Below are 23,976 nucleotides of genomic sequence, written 5' to 3'. Positions count from 1 at the left end.
TGGATGGCTGGACAGAGCGGCAAGACGCAGGAGCGCGGCAGGCAGGCCAGGCGCAAGGTGGTGGAGGCGGCGCTCTCGGTGATCGCCGAGCGGCCGGTGGCGGAGATCCAGGTGCAGCAGATCGCCGATCGGGCGGGGATGAGCCCGGCGCGGGTGCTCTACTACTTCCCGTCAAGGGATGAGATCTTGGCCGAGACCTTCCGGTGGAGCGAGCGCGAGCTGGCCGAGCGGCGAGCCAGGGAACTGGTCGGCGAACCGCAGGAGCGGCTCGAGCGGTATGTACGGATCTATCTGCCCGTGGATCGGCATGACGTCTCCTGGAAGCTGTGGCTGGAGGCCTGGCTGCGCGCGGTGTCCAATGACGCGATGAGCCGCACGGCTGACGAGATCGACAGCGGGTGGATGCGGGATCTGTCCGCGATAGTCCGGGACGGCATGGCGTGCGGGGTCTTCCGCTCGGTGACCGTCGAGGAGTTCCTGCCGTCGTTCAACGCACTGCTGGACGGGCTCGCGGTTCATGTGCTCATCGGACGGCTTGACCAGGCGCAGGCCGTAAGGGCCGCGCTGCGTCATGCCGAGGGAGAGCTGCACGTCCCACGAACTTGAATGGAATTTAAGTTCTGTGGCGCGTGCGCGTCAACGGCTTGCGGCATCGCGCCACCCCTGCCGATCGGAGAGATGGGCGATCCGAGCCTGTCGATCCGGCCGGCGGCCGTTCGTATGGATGTCGAGACGCCGGCACGGTGCCGGCGCGCGAGAGGGGCCGTGATGAGGAAGACCGAGCTCCGGACGCTGCTCACCGGCCGGGGACTGGTCGAGTCGCCGCGCTGGCACGGTGACCGGCTGTACTTCTCCGACTGGTCCGCGGGCGAGGTCATCGCCCTCGACCTCGACGGCGACGACGAGGTGGTCGCGCACGTCGAGTCGTTGCCGCTGTGCACGGCCTGGTTGCCGGACGATCGGTTGCTGATCGTCTCCTCCCGGGACGGGCGGCTGCTGCGCAGGGAACCCGACGGGTCCCTCGTCACTCACGCCGAACTCGGCCCGCCCGGCTGGAACGACATCGTGGCGGACGGCCGCGGCAACGCCTATGTCAACCGCGGCGGCTTCAACCCGATGGCGGGTGAGCCGTTCAGACCCGGTTTCGTCTTCCTGGCCACCGCCGACGGCTCGGTGCGCCAGGTCGCCGACGACATCGCCTTCCCCAACGGGATGGCGGTGACCGCTGACAACTCCACCCTGATCGTCGCGGACTCCTACCGGCACAGCCTCGTGGCCTTCGACATCGGCGCTGACGGCGGGCTGTCGCGACGGCGCGTCTGGGCCGACCTCGGCGAGGGCACACCCGACGGCATCTGCCTCGACGCGGGGAACGCCGTGTGGTACGCCGACGTGCCCAACCGGCGGTGCGTACGCGTGGCCGAGGGCGGCACGGTGCTGGACACCGTCACACTCGACCGCGGCGCCTTCGCCTGCGCCCTGGGCGGCACCGACGGGACGACCCTGTTCATCGTGGCCGCCGAATGGCGGGGCATGACCGAACCGGAGATGGTGACGCCAGGCTCAGGCCAGGTGCTCGCGACGCAGGTCGGCGTGCCTCAGGCGGGCTGGCCGTGACGTGCGCCCCGACCGGCGGCACGCCGTCCCCGACCAGGCCGGCAGGCTCCGCGGCCATCGCCCGCCTGTGGGCCGAGGCCGAACGCCTCACCGGCGTCACCCTGCCCGCCACCGTCGCCTGAGCGGGCGCGAACGCAGCGGCGATCGAGCCCGGAGGCGTCACGCGCCCGCCCCCTACCTGAGAGGTCATCGACGGGCGACGGCCGTTCCGTGATGCTGGAACCCATGAGCCAGGTGGTCATCGGTGTGGTGATGGTCTTCTTCGCGGGGATGGGGATCTACGGTCTGATCTCGCCCGCCTCGCTGGTGGCACCGTTCGGGACGGCCCTGCTGTCGGCCGACGCCCGCAACGAGGTCCGCGCCGTGTACGGCGGTTTCGGCCTGGCCGTGGCCGCGGCCCTCGCCGTCGCCATGCACGACGTCCGGCTGCGTGTCGGCGTCACGACGACCGTGGCCCTGGCACTCGCCGGCATGGCCGCGGGACGGATCATCTCCATGATCGTCGAGCGTCCGTCCCGGTTCTATCCCACCGTCCTCTACCTGATCGTCGAGGCGGCTCTCGCCGCGGCTCTGTCAGCCGCCCACTGATCTGTCAGCCGCCCACCGCGCCGCCACCCGAGCACCGGCGTCAACGCTCTTCGGCGACCCCGGCCGGTGGGGATGCGCGCTCCGGCCCCGCGTCGATCTCACCTGCGGGAACAGACTGCTCCTGGCCCGTGGGTGGCACGTGCCCGAGCCTGGTGATGATGAAGACCGCCGCCACGATCAGGACGCCGGCACTGGCGGTGGCGAAGACGTTCATGCCGTCGGCGAAGGAGTCCCTTGCCGCGGCGAGCAGCGAGCCGCCCAGCCGCGGGGGCAGATCCCCGACCACGGCCACCGCGTTGGCGATGTTCTCCTGCGCGGCGCTGACGGCCTCGCCCGGCAGGCCCGGAGGCGCGCCGGTCGCCAGCCGGCCGGCGTACACGGCGGCGGACACCCCGTGTGCCTGGCCCGCGCCGCGAGGCGCAGACTGGTGGTGCGGATCCTGTCACGGAAGGTTCATCCATGAACGCCGAGGCCGGCGGGAGGCTCGCCCGCGTGCTGGACAGTCCCGTCGTCGGCATGGCTCCGTGGATCATCTTCTCGCTGCTGGTCGGCCCCGGCCGGTTCGAGATGGCGGTGGCGTCGGCGCTGGCCGCCTCCGTCGTTGTCATCGTGGCGGACCGCGTCCTCCGGCGGGGCAGCTCCTGGAAATTCCTCGAGGTCTGCGAGCTGGTGTTCTTCGCCGGCCTGACGGCCGTGGGCGCGGTGGCGAGCGCGGGCACGCACCGCTGGCTGGAGACCTACGCGGGCGAGGTGGCGAACACCGCCCTGGCCGTGATCGCGTTCGGCTCCATGGCGTTCCGCAGGCCGTTCACCCTCCAGTACGCCCGTGAGCAGGTGGACCGCGCGTACTGGAACTCGCCCGCCTTCGTCCGCGCCAACTACGTGATCACCGGCGTCTGGGGCCTGGCCTTCCTGATCGCGGCGGTCGCGGGCGGCTACGGGGATCTCGTCCTGCGCGACCCGGACAACATCTGGACCGGCTGGATCATCCAGATCGCGGCGATCGTCGGGGCCCTTCGCTTCACCGGCTGGTATCCCGGCGTCGTGCGCGCCCGCGCCCGCGATCAGGAGGGCCGCTAGTCGTGAGCCGGCCGGGCGTCACGGCGGCCGGCATCGGGTACGCCGCCGAACTGCTCCTCCGGTCATGAAGGACGCTCGGCCGGGACATCCCGGCCGAGCGTCTTCACCGGCTCATGGCGACGGTCCTGGTTCGCCGGAAAGGTGAGGTCGTTCGTCCCCGATCAACCGCGGGCAGCGCTCCGCAACTGCCTGTTCGCGTCCAGCTTGCTCGGCACGGTCCCCCACCACGGAAGGTCCCGCAACGCCTCCAGCATCCGCATCCGCTCCGAACGAGCCTCGATCAGATCCGCCATCGCCTGCTCGTCGAACGCGGCCTCGCCGTTCACCACGGTCACCGACGCCGGCAGCGCCGCGGCCAGTTCCTGCACACGAGCGTCCGCGGCGTCATAGGCCCGTTGAGCTTGGATCACATCTTCGGGCAGGTCTAGGTCAGCCATGCGTCCCCCCAGATCACGGCGCGTTTAGAGCCCTGATCCTAGGACCACCCACAATCGGGGCGATACCCGCTCCACCACACAAAACGACAAAGCCCGGACCACCTCTCGACCCCGTCTCCCAGAGGCCGCATCCGATCGCGTAAGGGACGTACCTCGACCGTGGATCAGGGCCGCCGTCGCCTCTCGCGGGCGACGACCGGATGGCCGAACCCCGCCTGCCCGCGCCTCGCCCATGTTCGTCGGATGTGGAAGCCGGGGTGCCGGGCCGGCCGGCCGCGGGTGGGACCGCGGGTGGGACCGCGGCCGGGCGCAGCGGCGCTCCGGCTCGGTGCCCGGCAGATCGGCGCCGCCCACGGCAGGCGACATGCCGTATCCGGCGCAAAGGGCGCTCCGGCTGCCGCACGAGGATGTTTTCATAGCACTGCTACAGTGAGCGTGTGAGCGGAAGATCGCCGCGCCCCGGCGGAACGGCCGGCAAGAGTCCCGACCGCGTGGACGGGCGGACGGAGCGGTCGCGCGCGACCCGAGCCCGCATCATCGCCGCGGCGACCGAGCTCTTCACCACCGCCGGCTACACCGCCACGAGCATCAACTCCATCGCCGCCGAGGCAGGCGTGGGCGAGCAGACCGTCTACTACGCCTTCGGCACCAAGAAGGCCATCCTTTCCTCCGCCATCGACCTGGCCGTCGCCGGTGACGACGAGCCCGTTCCCACGCTCGAACGCTCATGGGTACGGGACGCCCTCGCCCACCCCGACCCACAGGAACAGATCCGTCGCCACGTGACCGGCGCCGGTGAGATCTACCTGCGAGCGGCGCCACTTCTGGATGTCGTGCGCAGCGCCGCCATGGCCGACTCCGACCTGGGCGAGCTCTGGGCGAACAACATTCGGCAGCGCCGCATCGTCCAGCGTGTCTTCATCGAGGCACTGGCGCGCAAGACACCTCTCCGCGACGGCATGACCGTCGACGGCGCGACCGACACCGTCCTGGCACTCCTGTCGCCCGAGACCTACAACCTGCTGGTGAACCACCAGCAGTGGGAACACGCTCGCTGGCAGGCATGGGCCGTCGACGCCCTCACCAGACTGCTCACAACGCTGCCCGACCCGGCATAGCGCTCCCGCCGGATATCCGCGGACCCGGCGCGACCGTGACCTCTGACGCCTATCCGGGCAAGCTCTCCCCCTCTGTTCTCCTTTCCTGTCGCTCACCCTCTTCCCAGAGTTGACTGTAGTGCCACTCTAAAAATATTGTCGTAGTGACACTACAAGAACATTGCCGCGGCCCGCGTCGGCGGACCCCCGACCCGGGCCTACGGCGCCGAACCACGCCGCCGCCCCTCCGAACGCGGCGGTGACAGGGATGGAAAGAAATGCGCACACGGATCAACCGACGCGAGACCCTCAAGGCAGGGGCCGTGGCCGCTGCGGCCCTGGCCGGCGCGCCGGGCTGGACCTTCCAGAACGAAGCGGACGACGGGTTGCTCATCACCGCCGACTCCATGTTCGACGGCCACCGCTTCGTGGAGAACGCCGCCGTGCTCGTCAGAAAGGGCAAGGTCGTGCGCTCCGGCCCGGCGCGCTCGGTACGCGACGCCTCCGCACGCAGGCTGGCCATGGGGTCGGCCACCATCACCCCCGGCATGATCGACCTTCACGTGCACGCCACACAGGGTCATGTGCCCTTCGACAGAATCCTGGCCCACGGAGTGACCACCATCCGCGACCTCGGCGGAGACCTGCGACCGACGCACGAAGGCCCCGGCCGCCTCCGCTACGTGGGCGCGGGACCTCTCGTCACCGTGCAGGACGGCTACCCCACCCCCGTGTGGGGAACCGGCCTGTCCGCGGTGATCAAGGGCCCGGCGTCGGCTCGCGCGACGGTGGCCAGGCTGGTCGATCAGGGGGCCGCCATCATCAAGATGGCGCTGGAACCAGGAGGCGAGGCGGGAGCGCCATGGAGCGGCGAGCACGCATCCACGCCCCCGCCATGGCCGTTGCCGTCGATCGAGGAGGCCCGCGCCGTCGTACAGGAGGCCCATCGTCGAGGACGTAAGGTCACCGCTCATGTCGGCGAGGAGCAGGGCGTGCGCATCGCGCTCGCCGCGGGCGTGGACGAGTGGGCGCACAGCCCGAGTGCCCTCGTTCCCGAAGAGCTGCTGAAGGAGGCCGCCCGCAAGGGAGTCCGCATGATCAGCACCCTCGACACCGAATCCCACACCGAAGGGGCCCTGCGCAACGCCAGGATCTTCGTCTCCCACGGCGGCCGGCTGCTCTACGGCACCGACATGGCCCACCCGGAGATCCCTCACGGATTCGATTCGCAGGAGCTCAGCCTGATGATGCATGTCGGGCTGACCCTCGAACAGGCCCTGGCGGGAGCCACCTCGCTCGCCGGCGAACAACTGGGGCTGGCACCGCTGGGCACCCTGCGTCCCGGCGCGCCCGCCGATCTGATCGTCGCGGCCGGAGACATCCGCCAGGGGCACGGCGGCGTCAAGAACCTCGAATACCCACTGCTGGTGATGACAGGAGGCCGCCTGGTGGTCACCCCGGACACCACCAGGTCACCCCAGACCCCTGCTCATTGACCGGATGACCCGGAGCCCCTCGAGGCTCCGGGTCATCGGATCACAGATAGTGGCCGCACTGGCCGAAGAAGCCGTAGTCCCAGACGTAACACCACTCCCAGACGATGTAACCGTCGTTGGGCTGCGCCTGGGCAGGGGAGGCGGTGGCACCGCCGATGAGGACAGCGGCGAGGAGGCCGAGCATGACGGCCATGATCCGTTTGCCGGCCCTGGAGAAACGCGACATCGATGACTCCTTCTCATTGTCGGTACTCGTCGGAACGCGAAAGAGTCCATCGCAGAGGAACTGTGGATCACCTGGAACCCGGTTGCGGATCAGTGGATGCCGATCACGCTTCCAGGGTGAAGGCCGAGATGGGCGCGGCCGAAGCGAGCGTGCCGGACCGGGCACGAACGCCGCGCGTCAGCACAGGGCGAGCGGGTCGATCACTCGCTCGAGGAGGGTCCGCGTCCGAGGGCTCGCTCGACGGCGATGCGGGTCAGCCAGCCCAGGCCCGCGGTGAAGAGCGGCGGCCACACGATGGGCCCGAAGGTGTAGCCGACCAGCACCCCCAACGGGATCCACACACGGTGCACCACTTGATGGGCCGGCCCTGGCGGGCGGACTCCACCCAGCCGCGCCAGGTCGGGCAGCGCGACGAACAGCAACATGGCGGCCGTGGTCGGCAGGCCGTACTTGACGCTCTCGAAGACGGCGAACGCGGCCAGGAACAGGGCGAGCGCGCCCCAGCAGATCCTCCGCGTCCGGCCGCCGACGCCATGGCGGCCGCCCACGCGCATGACAGGCGGCGACGCGTCGTCATCCGTGCGTTCGCTTGTCACGCGCACAGCGTAGACCAGCGGGCCGCGGCGGCGTGCTCATGGGGGGCGCGGCCGACGCTCAGGAAGGGTCCTTCCTCAGCGGAGGAGGGTACGGAGGGGGCCTCACGCGTTCTCCCTGAGATCGAGGATGTGGGCGAACGGATCCTCGTATCCGGCCCACGCGCCGGAGCCGGCCCCGGCCTCCTCCTCGGTGAGCAGGCAGGAGTCGAGCAGGGCGTGGATGCGCTCGCGATCGAGGTCCGGGCCGGTGAAGACCAGGTGCTGGACGCGGTCGCCCAGGATGTCGTTCCAGTCGAGCGAGGCGACGGCGTGGCGGGCGGGGGCGACCAGTTCCCATGCGGCCTCGGGAAGCGTGGCCAGCCAGGGGCCGGCGTCCTCCACCGAGACGACCCCGGCGACGGCGTCCCAGGCGAGCATCCGCTCGTGCCGGTTCGCCAGCCAGAACCGTCCGCGGGAACGGACCGACGCGCTGACGAGGTCGTCGACCGCCTCGTACAGGCGGGCAGGATGGAGCGGGCGCAGCCGGTGCCAGACGACCGTGGTGATCTCGCCGGTCCGGGCGTCGCAGGGCAGTTGGGCGGTCGCCGGATCGACGCGTTCGGCCAGCTCGGCGGTGCACAGCGCGGCACCTGTCACATCGGGCACGTGTCCGGCGAACACCGGTGTGAAGGGCGCCAGGTGACCGAGGACGGCGCGCGTGAGGTCGTGGTCCTCCTCGTCGCCGCCGTGCAGGACCAGCCCGGTGGCGTACTCGATCTGCCGGGCCAGCACCTCGGCGAGGTAGCGCTGGTCGCCGGCCGCCGCGGCCCTGCCCGATTCGGAGAGGCGGTCGCCGCGGGAGATGTCGACGGGCATGTGCTCGGCTTCCAGAGCGGTGAGCACCGCGGTCAGGCGCAGGAGGTCGGCGGCTTCGTCGACGTCGAGGGCCTCCGCGACCGAGCGCGGCTCGACCGAGTCCCACAGGTCGGCCACCAGCAGCGAGGCGGTGCCCGCGCGCTGGATCAGCTGTGGGAGCAGGTCCTCGCGGACCGCGCAGGTGACGCAGCCGTGCGCCAGCCGAACGTCGGCCACGTCCAGTGTGCCGTGGGCGGTGCGGACCACGCGCTCGACCCGGTCGTCGGTGACGGCGCGCAGATCGTGATGGACGGCGACGGCGCCGGGGTGCGTTCGCAGCAGCCGGTCGACGGCGGCGGTGCGGGCCGAGGCGTGCAGGCCGGCGACGAGGATGACGGGGGTGGACAAGGGGTCCTCCCGGACGACGAAGGGAAACGATTGTCGCTCCATGGCATGAGACAGGAGCCTCAACCGTGCCAAGGGGCTGGCGACGGCTACGCGCGCTCCTGCGGCACCGCCATCTCGCCGAGGAGCGACCAGTCCTGCTGGGGAACGTTCGCGTTCACGATCCGCGGGGTCTCCGCCAGGTACGCGGGGAGCGTCTGCCGGGCCTTCGTGAAATGCTCGGACCGGACGTGCGCGGCCCCGGCCTCGTCGTCGCGGAAGGCCTCGACCAGGACGTACTCGCTGGGGTCCTCGATGCTGCGCGACCAGTCGAACCACAGGCAACCGGGTTCGCCGCGAGTGGCCCTGGTGAACTCATCCGTGATCTCTGGCCACCGGTCGGCATGCTCGGGCAGCACGCGGAACTTCGCGGTGATGAAGATCATTGATGCTCGCTCCTTCAGCTCGGAACCCGCCGCGGCGCGGCGGAACAAGGCTTCGGCCGCCTCGCACGCCCTTCACGCAAGAAAGGCGACGGCGCCCGCGCTCCCCCTCCTTTGATCATGTCACCCTGAGTCCGCGATGGCGACGCGACGAGCCGCGGGCCTGCGGATCGCAGGCCCGCGGTGGTTCCTGTCCCGCCGGGGAAGAGCCGGCACGTCTACTCGGCGTCCAGGCGGAGGGGAACCTTCGCCTCCCCGGCCCCGCCGAATTCCGCCTCGCTCATGTTCGGCTGCCTCTCCTCGTCAGTCGACGAGCGCGCCGCAGGAGATGTTCACCTGCGTGGAGGTGAGTGTGCGGGCGTGCTCCGAGGCCAGGAAGGCGGCGACCCGGCCGACGTCGGCGAGCGTCGCGGCCCGCTTGAGGAGGGTGGCGTCGACCATCTTCTGCCGGAACGGCGCCGTCTCCGGAACGTCGGGCATGCTTTCCGGGATTCCGCCGGTCCGCATCGAGATGACGCGGACGGCGTGCGGGCCGAGTTCGCAGGCCCACTGGCGGCGCATGGCCTCGACCAGGTCGAAGCCGACCTGTACGGTGCCCAGGCCGGGCGTGGAGTTGGTGGCGTCGGCGCCGCCGAAGTGCAGGATGACGCCCGAGCCCTGCTTGACCATGTGCCGGGCGGCGGCCTTGGTCGTCAGCAGGAACGAGCGCGCGAGCTTGTCCATCGCCTGGCCGAAGTCGGCGACCGGCATGTCGAGCAGCGGCACGAACAGGGCGTCCTGGGAGATGAGGTTCACCGAGACGTCGACGCTGCCGGTCTGCGCCGCGATCGAGTCGACCCAGCCGTTGACGGCTGCCTCGTCCAGGGCGTCCACGACGGCCGTCTCGGCCAGTCCGCCTTCGCGGCGGATGTCCTCGGCGACGGCGTCGAGCCTGCCGGGGGTACGGCCGGCGAGGAAGACTCGTGCTCCCTCCGAGGCGAACGCCCGTGCCATCGCGCCGCCGATGGCCCCGCCGCCACCGTAGATCACCGCGGTCTTGTTCTCGAGCAGCATCTCTGACTCCATCCGTCGGATTCGATGGCTCGAACCTAGGAGCGCAGGGGCAGGACCGGCATCGGCCGGATGACCGTGCCGGCGGACCCGCTGATCAGGACGGCAAGCGAGCGCGGCGCCGTACCCCGTGACGGTGGGGTGCGGGTCTCGCGGCGGGGTGCGGGTAAGTAGGTCGACTGATACGAGCTCACAGCTCGAGCTGCGTCAGCTCCATCCGCCGGGTCACGCCGATCTTCGGGTAGGCCCGGTAGAGGTGGTGCCCCACGGTCCGCGGGCTCAGGTACAGCCGCGCCGCGATCTCCCGGTTGCTGTATCCGGCCGCGGCCAGCCGCACGACCTGGAGTTCCTGCGGCGTGAGCCGCTGGAGTGGGTCATCGGCCTGGTCGCGGGCCACGGGCCGGTCGCCGAGCACGCTCAGCTCGGCGCGGGCACGCGCGGCCCACCGCGCCGCGCCGAGCCGCGCGAAGGCGTCCTCCGCCTGGACCAGGACGGCCCTGGCCTCGGAGCGGCGGCGCCGGCGGCGCAGCCACTCACCGTAGACCAGGCCGGTCCGCGCCCTCTCGTACGGCCGGCCGGGAACGAGGTCCAGGGCGGCGCGATAGTGCTCCTCGGCCTGGTCCCCTTCGCTGAGCAGCCCCTGGCAACGCAGCTCGAGGGCGCGGCCGAGGACGTTGTGCTCGGCCCACGCCGACAGCACAGGCACGTGCCGCCGAGCCAGGTCCGCATGGCCTGAGCGCACCGCGGCCTCCACGTGGTCCGGCACCGCCCGGATCAGCAGATCGTGCCGGGCGGGTCCCGAGCACACCGCTTCGAACCGGTCGAGCGCCTGCTCGCTGCGCCCGTCGGCGAGGTCGAGCAGGCCCAGGCCCCACGAGGCCAGGGCCGCGTTGGTGGGGTGCAGTGCCGCGTGTTCCAGCACCTCGCCGGCCAGCTCCTGGCATCGGGCGGCGTCGCCGCTCACCGCGGCCAGCCATACGGAGATGGCCTTCAGTATGCCGATGTCGGAGGCCAGCCAGACGCCCTCGGCGACGTCGGCCCCTGCGCCGCGGAAGTCGCCGCGCAGCAGCCGTCCGATCGCCAGCGGCTCCAGCAGGTAGGGGAGCCAGCCGAGCGATCCCGCCGCCCTGACGTCGGCCGCCAGCGCCTCCAGCAGGTCCGTCGCCGCCTCGTCGTCGGCGATCAGCAGGCCCATGAATCCCGCGATGACCCGTTCGACGAAGTCCTGGACGGTTCCGGCCTGGACCGCCGTGACCAGCGCACGCATCGGCGGTACGGCAGCGGCAGGGTCGCCGTCGCTGAGCCGGCCGTAGCCGATCAGCGCCGCGGCGACCGGCGTGAGCGCCGAGCCCACGGGCAGCCGCACGGTCTCCAGCAGGGCGACGCCACGCCGCAGGAGGTCGTGAGCGCAGGCGTCACGTGCCGCCCACACCGCCTCGGTCAGCATGGACACGGCCCGCTCGGGGTCGCTCCGGCTGATGAGGGTGGCGCCTTCCAGCGCCAGGGCCGCGTCGGCGGCCGGCGAGGTGCGTTCGTACGCGACCTGGGCGCGCACGTAGGCCGCCTCGGCGACGACGCCTGGCTCGTCGGTGAGGGCCGCGGCCTCGGTCGCCAGCCTGGTCGCCCAGTCCGGGCGGCCGGCGTCGTAGGCCGAGCGCGCCGCGCGGACGATCCGCTGGGCCTTGCCCCGCCGGCCGGCGCTGAGCCGGGCGGCACGCTCGTACGCCGAGGCGACGGCCACGGTCCCGCCACGGTGCCGGGCACGTTCGGCGGTGCGTTCCAGCTCGCCCGCGACCTCCTCGTCGGGGCCGGTGGCGGCGGCGGCCCGATGCCAGGTGCGCCGGTCGGCGTCCGCGGCGACCGGAAGGGACTCGGCCAGCGCTCGGTGCGCGGCGATGCGCTGGTGGTGGGGGGCGTCCTGGTAGGCGACCGCACGGATGAGCGGATGGCGGAACCTGATCTCGTCGCCTGCCGTGACGACGAGACGGGCCTCCTCGGCCGGGCCGAGGTCGGCGGGGGACGCCCCGAGAGTCTCCCCTGCCCGCAGGACCACGCCCAGTTCGGCGGCGCCGTCGGCGGCCGCCAGGAGAAGGAGCAGGCGCGTGGCCGCGGGCAGCTCCCCCAGCTGGGCTCTGAAGGCGTCCTGGACGCGGCCGGTGACCCGTAGCGGCCCTGCCTGGTCGACGAACCCGTCCCTCAGTGCGTGCGCCAGCTCGATCAGGGCCAGCGGGTTGCCGCCCGCCTCGTCCAGGAGCCTGTCGCGGACCGGGACGGTCAGCTCGGGCGCGCATTCGGCCAGCAGGTCCGTGGCGGAGGCCCGGTCCAGCCCGTCGAGTCGCATGGTCTCGATCCCGGGAGTGGGGAAGGGTTGCACGGTGTCCCGGACCGCGAAGACCATCGCGATCGGATCGTCGTGCAGCCGCCGTGCCGCGAAGAACAGCGCGTCCGAGGACGCCCTGTCCAGCCACTGGGTGTCGTCGAGCAGGCACACGAGCGGCCGCTGCGCCGCCAGGTCCGACAGCAGCGTGAGGGTGGCGGCGCCGATGAGGAACGGATCGCGCACCGGCGACTCCGCCATCCCGAACGCCGAGCGCATCGCCGCCGCCTGCTGGTCCGGTAATCCCTCCAGCCGGTCCGCGAACGGGTGCAGCAGCAGGTGCAGGCCGCAGAACGGAAGCTCGGCCTCGGACTCGATGCCGAGTGCCCGTAACACCCTCATCTCCCCTGCGGCCGAGGCGAGGTCCTCGAGCAGCGTGGACTTGCCGATCCCCGCCTCGCCCCGCACCACCAGCGCCCCGCTGCGGCCGTCCCTGGCGTCCGCGAGCATCCGCTCCAGGCGGTTGCGCTCCGGGCCTCGACCTTTCAGCATGAGGGCACAGTAGCGAGGTGACGGCTTCCCGGTCAGCGCCCCGCCTCGCCGGAACGCCACGTCGCCTGGACCGCGCGGCCTCGCGCTACTTCGCCTGGACCACCGGCGGGCCCTCGCTCGCCTGGACCAGCACGAATCCCTGCCCGTGGAAGGCGAGCTGCATGGCCTCGCCGCTGCCGCGGCCGATCAGTGCTCCGGCCTTCATCGTACGGTTGACGCCCACGTTCAGGTCGGCGCTCCAGCACACGGCGGACTGACCGTCGGCGAAGGTCGGCATCTGCGCGGTGTCGAGGAGCACGGGAGTGCCGTGGGCGGTGACCGCGACCCAGCCGGTGCCCTTGACCGTCATGTTGAACAGCCCGCCTGCGGCGACGCCCGCCCCCTGCACGCGCTTGATGTCCCAGGTGAGCGAGGCGTCGAAGGCCAGGAGGTTGCGGCCGTTGACGGTGAGGGCGTCGTTCTCGAGGTAGAACAGATGGATGTCGTCGGCGTTGTCGGCCAGGAACAGCAGGCCCTGACCCCTGACGCGCATGAGCGGCGCGCCCTCGCCGGTCACCATCTTCTTGAACAGCTTCCCGACCCCGCCCGCCCCCTCGTAGTCGAAGTCCATCTGGCCCTGGAAGGCGACCATCGAGCCCTGCCTGGCGAGCACGTCGTGGGGCAGCTGAACGCGCAGCATCTTGGCATTCTGCAGGGCGAAGTTGGCGGGTACCTGGGTGTCCAGGTTTCCGAAGAGCGCGCTGCGCATGAGGGCCCCTTTCGGCGGATGTGGTCGACAAGGGTGATGACGAACGGGCCGGGGCCCGGGTTCCTGACGGGCAGGCGTCATTCTCGGCCTTACCCTCGAAGGCCTCCCGGCCACCCTGCTGTGGCACGACGCCGCCGCCGGGATCGACGCCCCGGGGCGCCGTCCGAGTACGGCGGCGACCGAAGCGGACGGCCGGTCGTGATCACCAGCTCGTGCGCCTGCTCATCCGGCGGAAGGGCCCGTACGGCGGCCGCCTCGGGGCGACGGACGGCGGCCATGCCCAACGCCACGGTGCGGCGGGGGCGCGTACGGACGGCCGCGCGGACCGCACCAGGTCCAGGTCGACGCCGGTCGCGGCGTGCAGCACGCGCCGGTGATGCTCGTCCAGCTCGGCCAGGGCCGGATGGCCGTCATGCTCGTCCAGCAGGAACCTGGCGGACGGCATGGCGGCGGCGAGCTCGTGCCACGTCCGGACCACGGCGTCCCGCATGTCCTTCGACGACTCCTCGAGCAGGGCGTCGAGACGGGCGTCGAAGGACCGGTACCAGCGGCGCTGAACGTCGCACAGGAACTCCGCGAATCCACCGAACTCGGCGACGACTTCCCCCGCCAGTCCGGACGGAACCTCCGGCTTCCCTGTCGCGGCGATGTCGTCCAGGACGGCATGGACCAGTTGATGGCGGCGGCGCACCCGATCCCACGACATCGTCTCACCTACTCCGTGTCGGTCACATACACAGTGTATGTCGTATGCTCAACGCATGTCATCTGTCAAGCGCCGGCGCGAGCAGTACGCGGAGGCGACCAGGTCCGCCCTCCTCGAAGCGGCCAGACGTCGCTTCGCCGAGCACGGCTTCGCCGGGACGGCGCTTGAGGACGTCGCGGCCGACATCCAGGCCAGCCGTGGCGCGGTCTATCACCACTTCGCGAACAAGACCGCGCTGTTCGAGGCGGTGGTCGAGGCGCTGGAGACCGACATGATCCACCAGGTCATCGAGTCCAGCGCGCAGGCGGCCGACCCCTGGCAGGCGGCGATGGCGGCCACCGAGCGGTTCCTCGACCATTGCTGCGAGCCGGACTACGGGCGTGTGGTCTGGCAGGAGGCGCCCATCGCGATGGGGTGGCGGCGCTGGAAGGAGTGCGAAGAGAAGTACGCGTACGGGCTGATCGAGCACCTCGTCAGGGCGCTCGTGGACAGCGGAGATCTGCCGCCGCTGCCCGTCGAGCCGATGACCCGCATCACCTTCCACATCCTCGGCGCCGCGGGGATGGCGCTCGCCGAAGCGCCCGAAGCGGACAAGCGCCGGGTCAGGGACGAGTACTCCCAGGCGATTCGACAACTGCTCAGCGGCGTCCGCATGGCGGGGGCGAAGGGCACGGCCTCCGCCCCATGACCGCCGGGCGCACGGTTGGGGAGCCGGCCCGGTAACCGGACGAATCCGGCCCCCGTCCTCGAGAGAGTCCGGTCCTCCAGTACCAAGAAAGGACAGGACGGTGTCCCGGTATGTGATAGCTCGGCCAGGTGGGCCGACGACCGGGAAGAACTTCGCCAGGACTGTCACAGGCCGGAGGGCCGCCCTGTCTTCGCTGGTGACCGGAGGCGACCGACACCCCGAGGACAGGAAGGTTCGTCATGGAGATCGTGGTGGTCGGCGGCACCGGCCCGGCCCCACCATCACCGATTCGTCACGGAGGTACGTCCATGCCAGGCACCGATCCGACCGGAAACGAGCAGAAGCCCAGGTCGACCGCGTGGCAGACGGCGCTCACACTGCTGCAGGAGGCCGAACCGCCCTTCATCCCGGCGGGCGCGCACGTGATGACCGTGGTCATCGAGTTCCCGCCCGGCGATCCGGGCACGCCGCCGCACCGGCACTCAGGCCCGGCGTTCGGCTACGTGATGGAAGGCGAGATGCTGCTGGAGCTGGAAGGCGAGCCGGAGCGGGTCGTCCGCGCAGGTGAGGCGTTCTGGGAGCCGGGCGTCGACGTCATCCACTACCAGGACGGCAACAACCGCGACGACGTCCCGCTCCGGTTCACCGTCACCATGCTGTGCGAACCCGGCCAGCCGATGCTCACCCTCGTGGACGCCGAGGAGCTCGCCCAGCGCCGAGAGCGCCGGGCCCCTCGGCCGTCCGATGCGGAGCCACCACGCTGACACCCGGCCCCCTCCACGCACCGGCACGCCGGAGGCGCGCCCGGGCCGCATCCCGGTCGGCGGCCAGGGGCGTGCGCGGACCGCGCACCGGATCTCCAGGATCACGGCAAGCCATGAATCGGGCATTAACCCGCCCCGGCGATGCTGTGCCTATCGTGAACAGGGGCGAGTCCAGTGACCTGCGACGACAGGTGACAAGAACGGGGTGGATCGCGATGCCTGATGGCAGCATCGACGCGGCGGAGCTGAAGCGGCGTCTGGGCCGGGTGGGGGTCTGGGCGAGCACGCTGAGCGGGGCGCCGGCCTCGTTCGAGCGGGAGGCCGCCGCCGAGATGGAGGGCCTGGGTTTCGGGACGCTGTGGGTCGGTGAGAGTCCGAAGGGCAAGGAGGCGCTGGCCCATGCGGCGATCCTGCTGGGCGCAACACAACAGCTGATGATCGCTACCGGTATCGCCAACATCTGGGCCCGCGACCCCGTCGCCGCCACGAACGGGGCCAACGCTCTCGAGGAGGCGTTCGACGGCCGGTTCGTGTTCGGCCTGGGCGTGAGCCACGCGCCCACCGTGTCGGCGAGAGGCCACGACTACCGCAGACCGGTGTCGGCGATGCGCGCCTACCTGGACGCCATGGACGCCACGGAGTACGAGGGCCCGCTGCCGGAACCGGCTCCGCGGATGCTGGCCGCCCTGCGACCGAGGATGCTGGAACTGGCCGGGCAACGCACCCACGGCGCACACCCCTATTTCGTCACCGTCGAGCACACGGCGCGAGCGCGCGCCGTTCTCGGCCCCGATCCTGTGCTGGCGCCGGAGCAGACGGTCGTGCTCGACACCGACCCGGATCGGGCGCGGCAGACCGCCCGCCGTTTCATGTCGCTCTACCTCGGCCTGCCGAACTACACCAACAACCTGCGCGATCTGGGCTGGGATGACCGGCACCTCGCCGACGGCGGCAGCGATGAGCTGGTCGATGCCATCGTGGCGTGGGGTGACCCCGAGACGATCATCGAGCGGGTTCGAGGCCATCTCGACGCGGGCGCGGACCATGTCTGCGTCCAGGCCCTCGCCGACACCCCCGAGCGCATGCTGGAGGACCTGCGCACCCTGGCCCGCAGCGACGTCGTCTCCAGCTGACCCCAGGGGTCAGGCTCCGAGGATCACGAGCACCGGCAGGATGACGGCCATGACCGCCACCACGAGGACGACGACTATCTCGAGCAGACTGACCTGACACGCGAAGCGTTGGGGGCCCAGCCTCGACTCGACCGCGCCCAGCGCGCCGAACCGGCGCGCGAGGGCCCGGTCCCGCCGCATCAACCCCTTCTCGATCTCGACCAGCATCTGGCGCTCTCGTCTGGTGAGTTCCATGAGCGACCTCCGGATCAGGTGACCCGTTCGGGCTTCACGGTTGGCCTCTCTCCACGCCTGCCCTGTCGTGGGCTTGGGGGCCGATGGCCACTTGCGGGTAGTGCAGGTCGAAGGCGGGCCGTTCGGACCGGATGGCGGGAATTCTCTTGAAGTTGTGCCGGGGTGGCGGGCAGGAGGTGGCCCACTCGAGGGAGTTGCCGAACCCCCAGGGGTCGTCCGCGGTGACCCGGGGCGCCCGTCGAGCGGCCCACCAGACGTTGTAGAGGAACGGCAGCGTCGAGGCGCCGAGCAGGAACGCGCCCGCCGAGGAGATCTGGTGGAGCGTGGTGAAACCGTCGGCGGCGCTGTAGTCCGCATACCGTCGCGGCATGCCGATCGCCCCCAGCCAGTGCTGGACGAGGAACGTGGTGTGGAAGCCGATGAACAGCGTCCAGAAGTGCCACTTGCCGAGTCGCTCGTTCAGCATACGGCCGGTCATTTTCGGCCACCAGAAGTAGAAGCCGGCGAACATGGCGAACACGACGGTGCCGAACACCACGTAGTGGAAGTGCGCGACGACGAAGTAGCTGTCGGTGACCTGGAAGTCCAGCGGCGGCGAGCCCAGGATGACCCCGGTCAGCCCGCCGAGCAGGAACGTGAGAAGGAACCCGACCGCGAACAGCATGGGCGTCTCGAAGCTCAGGTGCCCCCGCCACATGGTGCCGATCCAGTTGAAGAACTTCACGCCGGTGGGCACGGCGATGAGGAAGGTCATGAACGAGAAGAACGGCAGCAGCACCTGGCCGGTCGGGAACATGTGGTGCGCCCACACGGCCATCGACAGCCCGGAGATGGCGATCGTCGCCCCGACCAGCCCGACGTAGCCGAAGACCGGTTTCCTGCTGAAGACAGGAAGGACCTCGGTGATGATGCCGAAGAACGGCAGCGCGATGATGTAGACCTCGGGGTGGCCGAAGAACCAGAACAGGTGCTGCCACAGCAGCGGCCCGCCGTTGGCAGGGTCGTAGACGTGGGTGCCGAACTTGCGGTCGGCCTCCAGCGCGAGCAGCGCGGCGGCCAGCACGGGGAAGGCCATCAGCACGAGCATGCTGGTCAGCAGCACGTTCCAGGTGAAGATCGGCATCCTGAACATCGTCATGCCCGGCGCGCGCATGCAGATGATCGTGGTGAAGAAGTTGACCGAACCGAGGATCGTGCCGAGCCCCGACAGCGCCAGGCCCATGATCCACAGGTCGCCGCCAGGAGTCGGGCTGTAGGTGACGTCCGACAGCGGCGTGTAGGCGAACCACCCGAAGTCGGCGGCGCCTCCGGTGACGACGAATCCGCTGAAGGCGATCAGGCCGCCGAACAGGAACAGCCAGAGGCTGACCGCGTTCAGGCGGGGGAAGGCGACGTCGGGCGCGCCGATCTGGAGCGGCATGATGACGTTGGCGAACCCGGCGAAAAGGGGGGTGGCGAACAGCAGCATCATGATCGTGCCGTGCATCGTGAACAGTTGGTTGTACTGGTGGGCGGTGACCAGTTGCAGCCCCGGTTGGACGAGCTCGCCACGGATGATCAGTGCCATCACACCGGCCAGGGCGAAGAAGATGAACGAGGCGATCAGGTACATGTAGCCGATGACCTTGTGATCGGTCGTCGACAGCCAGTTGGCGATCACCTCTCCCTTGCGCCGACGCGCGGCCGGAGCGAGTGGTGATGTGAGGGGCTCGTCTTCGGGTGGCTTGTGAATGGTCATCGGACACTCCCCCTCCGCCACCGTGGCGGGTGTCATGACTGCCGGATGAGTACGGCCTGCCCTCCCCCGGCGCAGGCCACATGGACCGCTTTACCCCCGTCTAGCAGGCCATATGCGTTATGGTCGAAATGTCCGCCGAGCCGACAACGCGCCGAGTGCTGGACCGACGCGCCGTCGCCGTAACGGATCCGGCGCGACCACACGTCGAAGGTCCGGGGAGACGAAAGCCCGCGCTCATCCCGTGAGCGGGCTTTCCGCGCAGAGCCCGGCTCGCAGCCTGCCGAGTATGTCGCGCAGCATGCGGGAGACGTGCATCTGCGAGATGCCGCACTCCGCAGCGATCTCCTCCTGGGTCAGGTTGCCGTAGAAGCGCAGGAGCAGGATGGTCCGCTCGCGGGGCGGCAGGGCGTCGATGAGCGGTTTGACGGCCTGCGTGTCGATCAACACCTCGAGCGAGTCGTCCCGGTCGGGGATGAGGTCGCCGAGGCAGGTGTCCTCGTCGCCGGTGAGGGGCGCGTCGAGGGAGAAGGTGCTGTAGGCGGTCGCGGCGTCGAGGGTGAGCAGGACGTCCTCCTCCGACAGCCGCATCTTGGCGGCCAGCTCGGCCACGGTGGGCGAGCGCTGCAGGGTCTGACTCAGGTCGGCGATGAGCCGGTTGAGTTCCGAGCGGCGCTCCTGGTAGACGCGCGGCACCCTGATGGCCCAGGTACGGTCACGGAAATGCCGTTTGACCTCACCCATCATGGTGATGACCGCATATCCCCCGAAGTCGTGGCCGAGGCCGGCGTTGTAGCCGTTGATGGCCTTCATCAGGCCGACGTAGGCGGCCTGGACAAGATCCTCCAAGGGTTCGCCGCGGTTACGGTAGCGGCGAGCGATCTTCATGGCCAGCCGGCTGTGCATGCGCACGATGTGTTCACGCAGCCGCTCCCGGCGGAGCGGGGATGTCTCCGGGTGCGCCATGGCAGCCAGGAGTTCTTCGGCGGTCATGTCTTCGAACGTGGTGTCCTGGACGACCATCTCTGATCCTTAGCTTGCAGGCGGCCGCCGCGCGGGACATTTCAGCCGGTAGCACGCCTGATCCGACGCGAAGGCCGCTGCTGGACCTCACCTGCCACATTCCCCTTCGGCGGAGTTATTCCACCTTTTATGGCGATAAGTCACTTTCTCTGGGGGTGCCCATTCCTGCCGCCGGGACCGGGCACGGCGTCACCTTCGGCCCTTGCCCCGGCCGCTCGTCGTCGGCCGCGCCGTGCAGCCTCGGGAACGGCTCGCCTTCCTCCTCGGTGACGTACGCGCGGATCCGGTAGGCGCCCGTACGATCTGCGCTAGATCGGCGACCGGTCGCGCAGATGATCTTCTTCGACGATGAAGCGGGTCAGGTCGACGCGGGAGCTGACATCCAGCTTCCTGAAGATCTGGCGCAGGTGGAACGCGACGGTATGCATGCTGATGAACATCTGGTCAGCGGCCTGGCGGTTGGTCAGCCCCTGCGCGACGAGGCGGGCGACGGCGCGCTGCGTGTCGGTCAGGCTCGCCCATCCGAGCGTCGCGCCCCCGCCTCGCGTCCAGTGCCGGTGCCGTACGCCCAGCCTGCGCAGCCGGCGACGCACCCGCGCGCTGTCTCGGACCGCTCCCGTCGCCTCGTACTCGGCGAGCGCCTTGTTGAAGCTGCTGATCGCCTGGTCGCACTCGCCTGTCAGCGCGAGTGCCGCCCCGAGATCCTCTCTGGCCGACGCCCGCGCGTAGGCGTCCGCGGCGTGGGCGACGGCGACGCCCAGAGCCGCCATGTCGCCGTCGAGCAGGCCGCGGGCGTGAGCCGCCGCGGCCACCACGACGGCGAAGTCCGGGTTGTCGTCGGCCAGCGCGTTGATCGCCGCGGTGAACGTCTCGGCCCGCGCCCGATCGCCCTCGCTCAACGCCAGCCGGACCAGCCACGCCGCGATGCTCGGATCGACGATGAGGACGGAGCGGCGCCGCTCGATCATGGGGCGGAGTTCGGCGATCAGCGCCATGGCCCGGCGTGGACGTCCCAGCGCCTCAGCGACCTGCGCGGCGAGCAGGAGGCAGCGTACCCGCCCGTGTGCCGCGGCGTAGGGGGACAGTTCCGCGCGCTCACCCTCCACGAGGGCCGCCGCCGCCTGCAGATCTCCGCGGCGCAACGCGGCCGCTCCGAGCACCGCCATGCCCAGTGACGTGAACAGATGGGTGCCCAGCGCGTCGGCGACGACCAGACCCGCTTCCGCCGCCGACACCACCGCGGCCAGGCGGTGTCCGGCCAGCTCGCAACGGGCGCGCAGAAGCGCGGGGCCCGCCGCCCAGGCGGTGTGCCCGAGCGCCTCCACCTCCTCGCGCGCCGCGCGCACTTCTGTCTCCGCCTCGTCCAGGCAGCCGGCGTCGAGGAGCATCGACACCAGAGCCAGCCCCGGATGGGTACGGCGCGCCGCCATCGACCCTTCGCCCGCCCGCCGTACGGCCTCGCGAGCCAGGCGGATCCCGTCGTCGAGCCTGCCCTCGTTCCAGCTCGCGACCGACATGACGGTCAAGGCGGCGACCACGACGGCGTCGGCGTGGCCGTCCACGTCTTCGAGGATCGACGCGGCCTGCCGTACGGCGGGCTCGATGTCCTCCTGTTCGGCAGAAGCCTGGAGCAGCACCAGCCTGGCCTGGTCCCGTACGGCGTCGGGCAGGTCGGGTGTCGCCAGTGCCTTCTCGGCCTCGGTCACCGCGTGCGCCGTCTCGCCTGCGAGGAGGCTCGCGGCCGACAGCGCGCAGCGCAAGCGGGCGGCGTCCGCCGGGGAGGGGTCCCGGTCCAGGGCCTCGGTGATCAGCTCGACGGCCTCCGTCAGCCGCCCGGCCTCCGTCATGGCCCGGGCGACGTCGAGTGTGAGGGTGTGGCGACTCGCAGAGTCACCGGTGAGCAGCTTCATGGCGCGCCCGCCGGCGGCGGCCGCGGCCTCCGGGGTCTCGGCGCGGAGTTCGTCCACCACCTGGCCCAGCCGGGCGAGGGTGCTCCTGCCGGGATCCTGGGCGTCGACCCGCAGATGAGCGGCCTCCATGGCGGAGCCGCGGCGGTCCAGGAGGATCCCGCCGATCTGGTGGTGCAGGGCTTGGCGTAGTGGTGGAGGCAGTCCGTCGACGACGGCTTTCCTCACGAGATCGTGCCGGAAGAAGAGGAAGTCGGGGGCGTCGGCGAGGACGTCGGCGACCATGGCCTCCTGCAGGGCGGGCAGGATTGCGGCCGGCGTCCTGCCGAGAACCTCTGCGACGTCCTCGGGCAGGAAGGAGCCTCCGAGCACGGCGGCGGTCTCGACCACCTGGCGCGCCTGGCCGCTCAGTCGTTCGAGGCGCCGCCCCACGGCCCGTTTGAGCCGTTGCGGAAGTCGCTCAGAGATCAGCCGGGACTGCCCGCCCGCGACGTGGACCACGCCCTCGTCGCACAGCCCGGCCAGGAGCTCGGTCAGAAGGAGAGGATTGCCTTCGGCTCCCGCCACCAGCTCCATCACCTCACGACCGGGAGGCGCGGGAAGGAAGTCGGCGACCAGCGCGGCCACGGCGTCGGTGGGCAGCGGGCCGAGCTCGATCCGCGTGGCGCCCTCCGCCTCCATGAGGGCGAACAGCTGCTCGGCCTCCGCTCCGCGGAAGTCGGTGTTCCTGGCGAGCAACCAGACGAGAGGGTGGGCGGACAGCTGCGGCTGAAGGGTCCTCAGCGCCATGAGGGTGGCGGGGTCGGCCCAGTGGAGGTCGTCGAGGACCACGGCCACGGGGTGGACGGACGCCAACACTTCGGCTCGGCCCCGCAACCGCTCGAGGAGCACGACCGGCCTGTCCATGGCATTCGTCAACGACTCGTTGAACGCCGACAGCAGCGGCGCCATCGGAACGAGCCGGCCGAGCATCTCGGCCCGGCCCACGGCGAGCGAGAATCCCCATGCGGAGGCCGTGTCGGCGGCCTCGGCCAGAAGGGCGCTCTTGCCCGCGCCTGAGGTTCCGTCGAGGAGGAGCACCCCACCGGCTCCCGGCCTCGCCGCTCGGAAGAGTCCAAGAACAGCGCGCCATTCGCGCTCACGTCCACGCATCCGTCACTCCGAAGAGCGTCCCCCCTGCGGATAACGAAACGACTGCGAGCAGCATATGCGCACCGCTCGCACAACCCCCATCCAGGTAGTCCCCGTCGGCGAACCCCCATATCGCCCCTAAGGACTACCCGAATTGAGGATGTCAAGTCAGCCGTCCGGAGCAAGCCTCGAAGGTGTGGGCCCTATTCGTCAGAAGGAGGTCCGGCAATGGGACTGCTTCAGAACCGCAGAGGCGACCAAGGCCCCTGCCGCGTCTCGCTGCCTCGCGCGTTCGAGGACCGCGAGGCCCAGGCACATCAAGATCTCGGGATGAGCGATGGCCGCATCATCTGACTCGGTGGTCGCGAGCTACGTGCCCGTGGCCGGCTATGACAGCTACCTCGAAGCCCAGAAGGCGGTCGACCGCCTGTCCGACGAGCGCTTTCCCGTGCAGGAGGTCGCCATCGTCGGCAGCGGCCTCAAGCTGATGGAGAAGGTGCTCGGACGCATGACCGCCCTCAAGGCGGCCGGGCTCGGAGCACTGTCCGGCGCCTGGTTCGGCCTGCTGGTCGGGTTGTTCTTCGCGATCTTCGCGGTGAGGGTCTCACTGCTCGCCCTGATCGTCTGGGGCCTGATCTGGGGGGCGATCGCCGGCGCCGTGTTCGGCTTCATCTCGCACCTGTTCACCGGCGGACACAGGGACTTCGTCGCCAGCAGCCAGCTGATCGCTGACAGGTACGAGGTGCTCGTCGCCCCGGCACACGCCGAACGCGCGCGGGAGCTGCTCCAGATCCGCCCGATCTAGAAGACAACGAGGGGACACTCCGATGGCCAAGGCAGTCGGCATCGATCTCGGTACGACGAACTCAGTGATCGCCGCGATGGAGGGCGGGCAACCCACCGTCATTCCCAACACCGAGGGATCGCGCACGACTCCCTCAGTGGTGGCCTTCACCGACCAGGGCGAACGCCTGGTCGGACAGCTGGCCAGACGGCAGGCCATCCTCAACCCCAAGGGGACGATCTACTCAGCCAAACGCTTCATGGGCCGGCGCTTCGACGAGGTGACGAGCGAGCAGACCGCCGTCTCGTTCGATGTCGTGCCCGGCCCGAACGGCGAGGCCCGCTTCGAGATCCGCGGCAAGCAGTACACGCCGGAGGAGATCTCCGCGCTGGTGATCCGCAAGCTC

The 23,976-nt window shown here is 70.5% G+C and carries 26 protein-coding genes; 12 read left to right on the top strand and 14 right to left on the bottom strand.

Annotation, left to right across the window (positions count from 1 at the left end; genetic code table 11):
- The first annotated feature begins 3 nt into the window (after positions 1–3).
- From ACFSKW_RS29620 to ACFSKW_RS29605, 4 genes are all read left to right on the top strand, one after another.
- Complete coding sequence (locus ACFSKW_RS29620; protein ID WP_379575757.1) at positions 4–606, top strand: TetR/AcrR family transcriptional regulator; 603 nt, start codon at positions 4–6, stop codon at positions 604–606.
- Positions 607–768: 162 nt separating this feature from the next.
- A complete protein-coding gene (locus tag ACFSKW_RS29615) occupies positions 769–1,617 on the top strand; it encodes an SMP-30/gluconolactonase/LRE family protein (RefSeq protein ID WP_379575756.1) in 849 nt (282 codons plus the stop codon).
- On the top strand, positions 1,614–1,739 hold the full coding sequence (locus tag ACFSKW_RS29610; protein WP_379575755.1) for a hypothetical protein: 126 nt from the start codon (positions 1,614–1,616) through the stop codon (positions 1,737–1,739). Before ACFSKW_RS29615 ends, ACFSKW_RS29610 begins: the two co-directional genes overlap by 4 nt.
- A 103-nt stretch (positions 1,740–1,842) precedes the next feature.
- Positions 1,843–2,205 (top strand): DUF4345 family protein, encoded by a 363-nt coding sequence (locus ACFSKW_RS29605; RefSeq protein ID WP_379575754.1) that lies wholly within the window; start codon positions 1,843–1,845, stop codon positions 2,203–2,205.
- Between the two features lie 40 nt (positions 2,206–2,245).
- Here the strand turns inward: ACFSKW_RS29605 and ACFSKW_RS29600 are convergent, their stop codons facing one another.
- Positions 2,246–2,596: a hypothetical protein gene (locus ACFSKW_RS29600; RefSeq protein WP_379575753.1), complete on the bottom strand. Its 351-nt coding sequence runs from the start codon at positions 2,594–2,596 to the stop codon at positions 2,246–2,248.
- Between the two features lie 68 nt (positions 2,597–2,664).
- On the opposite strand from ACFSKW_RS29600, the gene ACFSKW_RS29595 reads away from it, so the two are divergent.
- Entirely contained in the window at positions 2,665–3,285 is a 621-nt protein-coding gene (locus ACFSKW_RS29595; protein WP_379575752.1) for a DUF3159 domain-containing protein, read from the top strand.
- 161 nt (positions 3,286–3,446) lie between these two features.
- Here ACFSKW_RS29595 and ACFSKW_RS29590 read toward each other — a convergent pair whose 3' ends face one another.
- The gene (locus ACFSKW_RS29590) at positions 3,447–3,722 is read right to left on the bottom strand and encodes a hypothetical protein (protein WP_379575751.1); all 276 of its coding nucleotides are present in this window, start codon (positions 3,720–3,722) and stop codon (positions 3,447–3,449) included.
- Positions 3,723–4,159: 437 nt separating this feature from the next.
- Here ACFSKW_RS29590 and ACFSKW_RS29585 point away from each other — a divergent pair, with 437 nt between their 5' ends.
- Complete coding sequence (locus ACFSKW_RS29585; protein WP_379575750.1) at positions 4,160–4,840, top strand: TetR/AcrR family transcriptional regulator; 681 nt, start codon at positions 4,160–4,162, stop codon at positions 4,838–4,840.
- Between the two features lie 257 nt (positions 4,841–5,097).
- On the top strand, positions 5,098–6,315 hold the full coding sequence (locus ACFSKW_RS29580) for an amidohydrolase family protein (protein WP_379575749.1): 1,218 nt from the start codon (positions 5,098–5,100) through the stop codon (positions 6,313–6,315).
- A 40-nt stretch (positions 6,316–6,355) separates the two neighbouring features.
- Here ACFSKW_RS29580 and ACFSKW_RS29575 read toward each other — a convergent pair whose 3' ends face one another.
- The 8 genes from ACFSKW_RS29575 to ACFSKW_RS29540 all read right to left on the bottom strand — a co-directional run bounded on the left by ACFSKW_RS29575 (position 6,356) and on the right by ACFSKW_RS29540 (position 14,171).
- Positions 6,356–6,541 (bottom strand): hypothetical protein, encoded by a 186-nt coding sequence (locus tag ACFSKW_RS29575; RefSeq protein WP_379575748.1) that lies wholly within the window; start codon positions 6,539–6,541, stop codon positions 6,356–6,358.
- A gap of 200 nt (positions 6,542–6,741) precedes the next feature.
- Positions 6,742–7,137, bottom strand: coding sequence for a hypothetical protein (locus ACFSKW_RS29570; protein WP_379575747.1), 396 nt, complete (start codon positions 7,135–7,137; stop codon positions 6,742–6,744).
- Positions 7,138–7,239: 102 nt separating this feature from the next.
- On the bottom strand, positions 7,240–8,379 hold the full coding sequence (locus ACFSKW_RS29565) for a CobW family GTP-binding protein (protein ID WP_379575746.1): 1,140 nt from the start codon (positions 8,377–8,379) through the stop codon (positions 7,240–7,242).
- A gap of 86 nt (positions 8,380–8,465) precedes the next feature.
- The gene (locus ACFSKW_RS29560) at positions 8,466–8,801 is read right to left on the bottom strand and encodes a putative quinol monooxygenase (protein WP_379575745.1); all 336 of its coding nucleotides are present in this window, start codon (positions 8,799–8,801) and stop codon (positions 8,466–8,468) included.
- A gap of 300 nt (positions 8,802–9,101) precedes the next feature.
- Positions 9,102–9,851: an SDR family NAD(P)-dependent oxidoreductase gene (locus ACFSKW_RS29555; protein WP_379575744.1), complete on the bottom strand. Its 750-nt coding sequence runs from the start codon at positions 9,849–9,851 to the stop codon at positions 9,102–9,104.
- 187 nt (positions 9,852–10,038) lie between these two features.
- Positions 10,039–12,717 carry a helix-turn-helix transcriptional regulator gene (locus ACFSKW_RS29550; RefSeq protein ID WP_379575743.1) on the bottom strand — a complete coding sequence of 893 codons (2,679 nt, stop codon included), beginning with the start codon at positions 12,715–12,717 and terminating at the stop codon, positions 10,039–10,041.
- Positions 12,718–12,802: 85 nt separating this feature from the next.
- Entirely contained in the window at positions 12,803–13,465 is a 663-nt protein-coding gene (locus ACFSKW_RS29545; RefSeq protein WP_379575742.1) for an AIM24 family protein, read from the bottom strand.
- A gap of 202 nt (positions 13,466–13,667) precedes the next feature.
- Entirely contained in the window at positions 13,668–14,171 is a 504-nt protein-coding gene (locus ACFSKW_RS29540; protein WP_379575741.1) for a hypothetical protein, read from the bottom strand.
- A gap of 55 nt (positions 14,172–14,226) precedes the next feature.
- On the opposite strand from ACFSKW_RS29540, the gene ACFSKW_RS29535 reads away from it, so the two are divergent.
- The 3 genes from ACFSKW_RS29535 to ACFSKW_RS29525 all read left to right on the top strand — a co-directional run bounded on the left by ACFSKW_RS29535 (position 14,227) and on the right by ACFSKW_RS29525 (position 16,756).
- Positions 14,227–14,859 (top strand): TetR/AcrR family transcriptional regulator, encoded by a 633-nt coding sequence (locus ACFSKW_RS29535; protein WP_379575740.1) that lies wholly within the window; start codon positions 14,227–14,229, stop codon positions 14,857–14,859.
- Positions 14,860–15,167: 308 nt separating this feature from the next.
- The gene (locus tag ACFSKW_RS29530; RefSeq protein ID WP_379575739.1) at positions 15,168–15,623 is read left to right on the top strand and encodes a cupin domain-containing protein; all 456 of its coding nucleotides are present in this window, start codon (positions 15,168–15,170) and stop codon (positions 15,621–15,623) included.
- Between the two features lie 215 nt (positions 15,624–15,838).
- Complete coding sequence (locus ACFSKW_RS29525; protein ID WP_379575738.1) at positions 15,839–16,756, top strand: LLM class F420-dependent oxidoreductase; 918 nt, start codon at positions 15,839–15,841, stop codon at positions 16,754–16,756.
- Positions 16,757–16,765: 9 nt separating this feature from the next.
- Here the strand turns inward: ACFSKW_RS29525 and ACFSKW_RS29520 are convergent, their stop codons facing one another.
- From ACFSKW_RS29520 to ACFSKW_RS29505, 4 genes are all read right to left on the bottom strand, one after another.
- Positions 16,766–16,990 carry a DUF3040 domain-containing protein gene (locus tag ACFSKW_RS29520; RefSeq protein WP_379575737.1) on the bottom strand — a complete coding sequence of 75 codons (225 nt, stop codon included), beginning with the start codon at positions 16,988–16,990 and terminating at the stop codon, positions 16,766–16,768.
- A gap of 34 nt (positions 16,991–17,024) precedes the next feature.
- Entirely contained in the window at positions 17,025–18,728 is a 1,704-nt protein-coding gene (ctaD, locus tag ACFSKW_RS29515) for an aa3-type cytochrome oxidase subunit I (RefSeq protein ID WP_379575736.1), read from the bottom strand.
- Positions 18,729–18,962: 234 nt separating this feature from the next.
- The gene (locus ACFSKW_RS29510; protein ID WP_379575735.1) at positions 18,963–19,748 is read right to left on the bottom strand and encodes a SigB/SigF/SigG family RNA polymerase sigma factor; all 786 of its coding nucleotides are present in this window, start codon (positions 19,746–19,748) and stop codon (positions 18,963–18,965) included.
- Between the two features lie 308 nt (positions 19,749–20,056).
- Complete coding sequence (locus tag ACFSKW_RS29505) at positions 20,057–22,807, bottom strand: helix-turn-helix transcriptional regulator (protein ID WP_379575734.1); 2,751 nt, start codon at positions 22,805–22,807, stop codon at positions 20,057–20,059.
- 316 nt (positions 22,808–23,123) lie between these two features.
- On the opposite strand from ACFSKW_RS29505, the gene ACFSKW_RS29500 reads away from it, so the two are divergent.
- Positions 23,124–23,591 (top strand): YflT domain-containing protein, encoded by a 468-nt coding sequence (locus tag ACFSKW_RS29500; RefSeq protein ID WP_379575733.1) that lies wholly within the window; start codon positions 23,124–23,126, stop codon positions 23,589–23,591.
- A 22-nt stretch (positions 23,592–23,613) separates the two neighbouring features.
- On the top strand, positions 23,614–23,976 hold a 363-nt coding region (locus ACFSKW_RS29495; RefSeq protein ID WP_379575732.1), incomplete at its 3' end, for an Hsp70 family protein.

This window comes from Nonomuraea mangrovi, assembly GCF_042681425.1.
GTDB lineage: Bacteria > Actinomycetota > Actinomycetes > Streptosporangiales > Streptosporangiaceae > Nonomuraea > Nonomuraea mangrovi.
This window is presented reverse-complemented; position numbering and strand designations above follow the sequence as displayed.

Excerpts from the sequence above, each read along its gene's own strand:
- ACFSKW_RS29575 (WP_379575748.1), bottom strand. The coding sequence starts at position 6,541 with ATGTCGCGTTTCTCCAGGGCCGGCAAACGGATCATGGCCGTCATGCTC.
- ACFSKW_RS29555 (WP_379575744.1), bottom strand. The coding sequence starts at position 9,851 with ATGCTGCTCGAGAACAAGACCGCGGTGATCTACGGTGGCGGCGGGGCC.
- ACFSKW_RS29510 (WP_379575735.1), bottom strand. The coding sequence starts at position 19,748 with ATGGTCGTCCAGGACACCACGTTCGAAGACATGACCGCCGAAGAACTC.
- ACFSKW_RS29505 (WP_379575734.1), bottom strand. The coding sequence starts at position 22,807 with ATGCGTGGACGTGAGCGCGAATGGCGCGCTGTTCTTGGACTCTTCCGA.
- ACFSKW_RS29500 (WP_379575733.1), top strand. The coding sequence starts at position 23,124 with ATGGCCGCATCATCTGACTCGGTGGTCGCGAGCTACGTGCCCGTGGCC.
- ACFSKW_RS29595 (WP_379575752.1), top strand. The coding sequence starts at position 2,665 with ATGAACGCCGAGGCCGGCGGGAGGCTCGCCCGCGTGCTGGACAGTCCC.
- ACFSKW_RS29590 (WP_379575751.1), bottom strand. The coding sequence starts at position 3,722 with ATGGCTGACCTAGACCTGCCCGAAGATGTGATCCAAGCTCAACGGGCC.
- ACFSKW_RS29615 (WP_379575756.1), top strand. The coding sequence starts at position 769 with ATGAGGAAGACCGAGCTCCGGACGCTGCTCACCGGCCGGGGACTGGTC.
- ACFSKW_RS29530 (WP_379575739.1), top strand. The coding sequence starts at position 15,168 with ATGCCAGGCACCGATCCGACCGGAAACGAGCAGAAGCCCAGGTCGACC.
- ACFSKW_RS29525 (WP_379575738.1), top strand. The coding sequence starts at position 15,839 with ATGCCTGATGGCAGCATCGACGCGGCGGAGCTGAAGCGGCGTCTGGGC.
- ACFSKW_RS29620 (WP_379575757.1), top strand. The coding sequence starts at position 4 with ATGGCTGGACAGAGCGGCAAGACGCAGGAGCGCGGCAGGCAGGCCAGG.
- ACFSKW_RS29605 (WP_379575754.1), top strand. The coding sequence starts at position 1,843 with ATGAGCCAGGTGGTCATCGGTGTGGTGATGGTCTTCTTCGCGGGGATG.
- ACFSKW_RS29560 (WP_379575745.1), bottom strand. The coding sequence starts at position 8,801 with ATGATCTTCATCACCGCGAAGTTCCGCGTGCTGCCCGAGCATGCCGAC.
- ACFSKW_RS29580 (WP_379575749.1), top strand. The coding sequence starts at position 5,098 with ATGCGCACACGGATCAACCGACGCGAGACCCTCAAGGCAGGGGCCGTG.
- ACFSKW_RS29540 (WP_379575741.1), bottom strand. The coding sequence starts at position 14,171 with ATGTCGTGGGATCGGGTGCGCCGCCGCCATCAACTGGTCCATGCCGTC.
- ACFSKW_RS29550 (WP_379575743.1), bottom strand. The coding sequence starts at position 12,717 with ATGCTGAAAGGTCGAGGCCCGGAGCGCAACCGCCTGGAGCGGATGCTC.
- ACFSKW_RS29535 (WP_379575740.1), top strand. The coding sequence starts at position 14,227 with ATGTCATCTGTCAAGCGCCGGCGCGAGCAGTACGCGGAGGCGACCAGG.
- ACFSKW_RS29520 (WP_379575737.1), bottom strand. The coding sequence starts at position 16,990 with ATGGAACTCACCAGACGAGAGCGCCAGATGCTGGTCGAGATCGAGAAG.
- ACFSKW_RS29545 (WP_379575742.1), bottom strand. The coding sequence starts at position 13,465 with ATGCGCAGCGCGCTCTTCGGAAACCTGGACACCCAGGTACCCGCCAAC.
- ctaD (WP_379575736.1), bottom strand. The coding sequence starts at position 18,728 with ATGACCATTCACAAGCCACCCGAAGACGAGCCCCTCACATCACCACTC.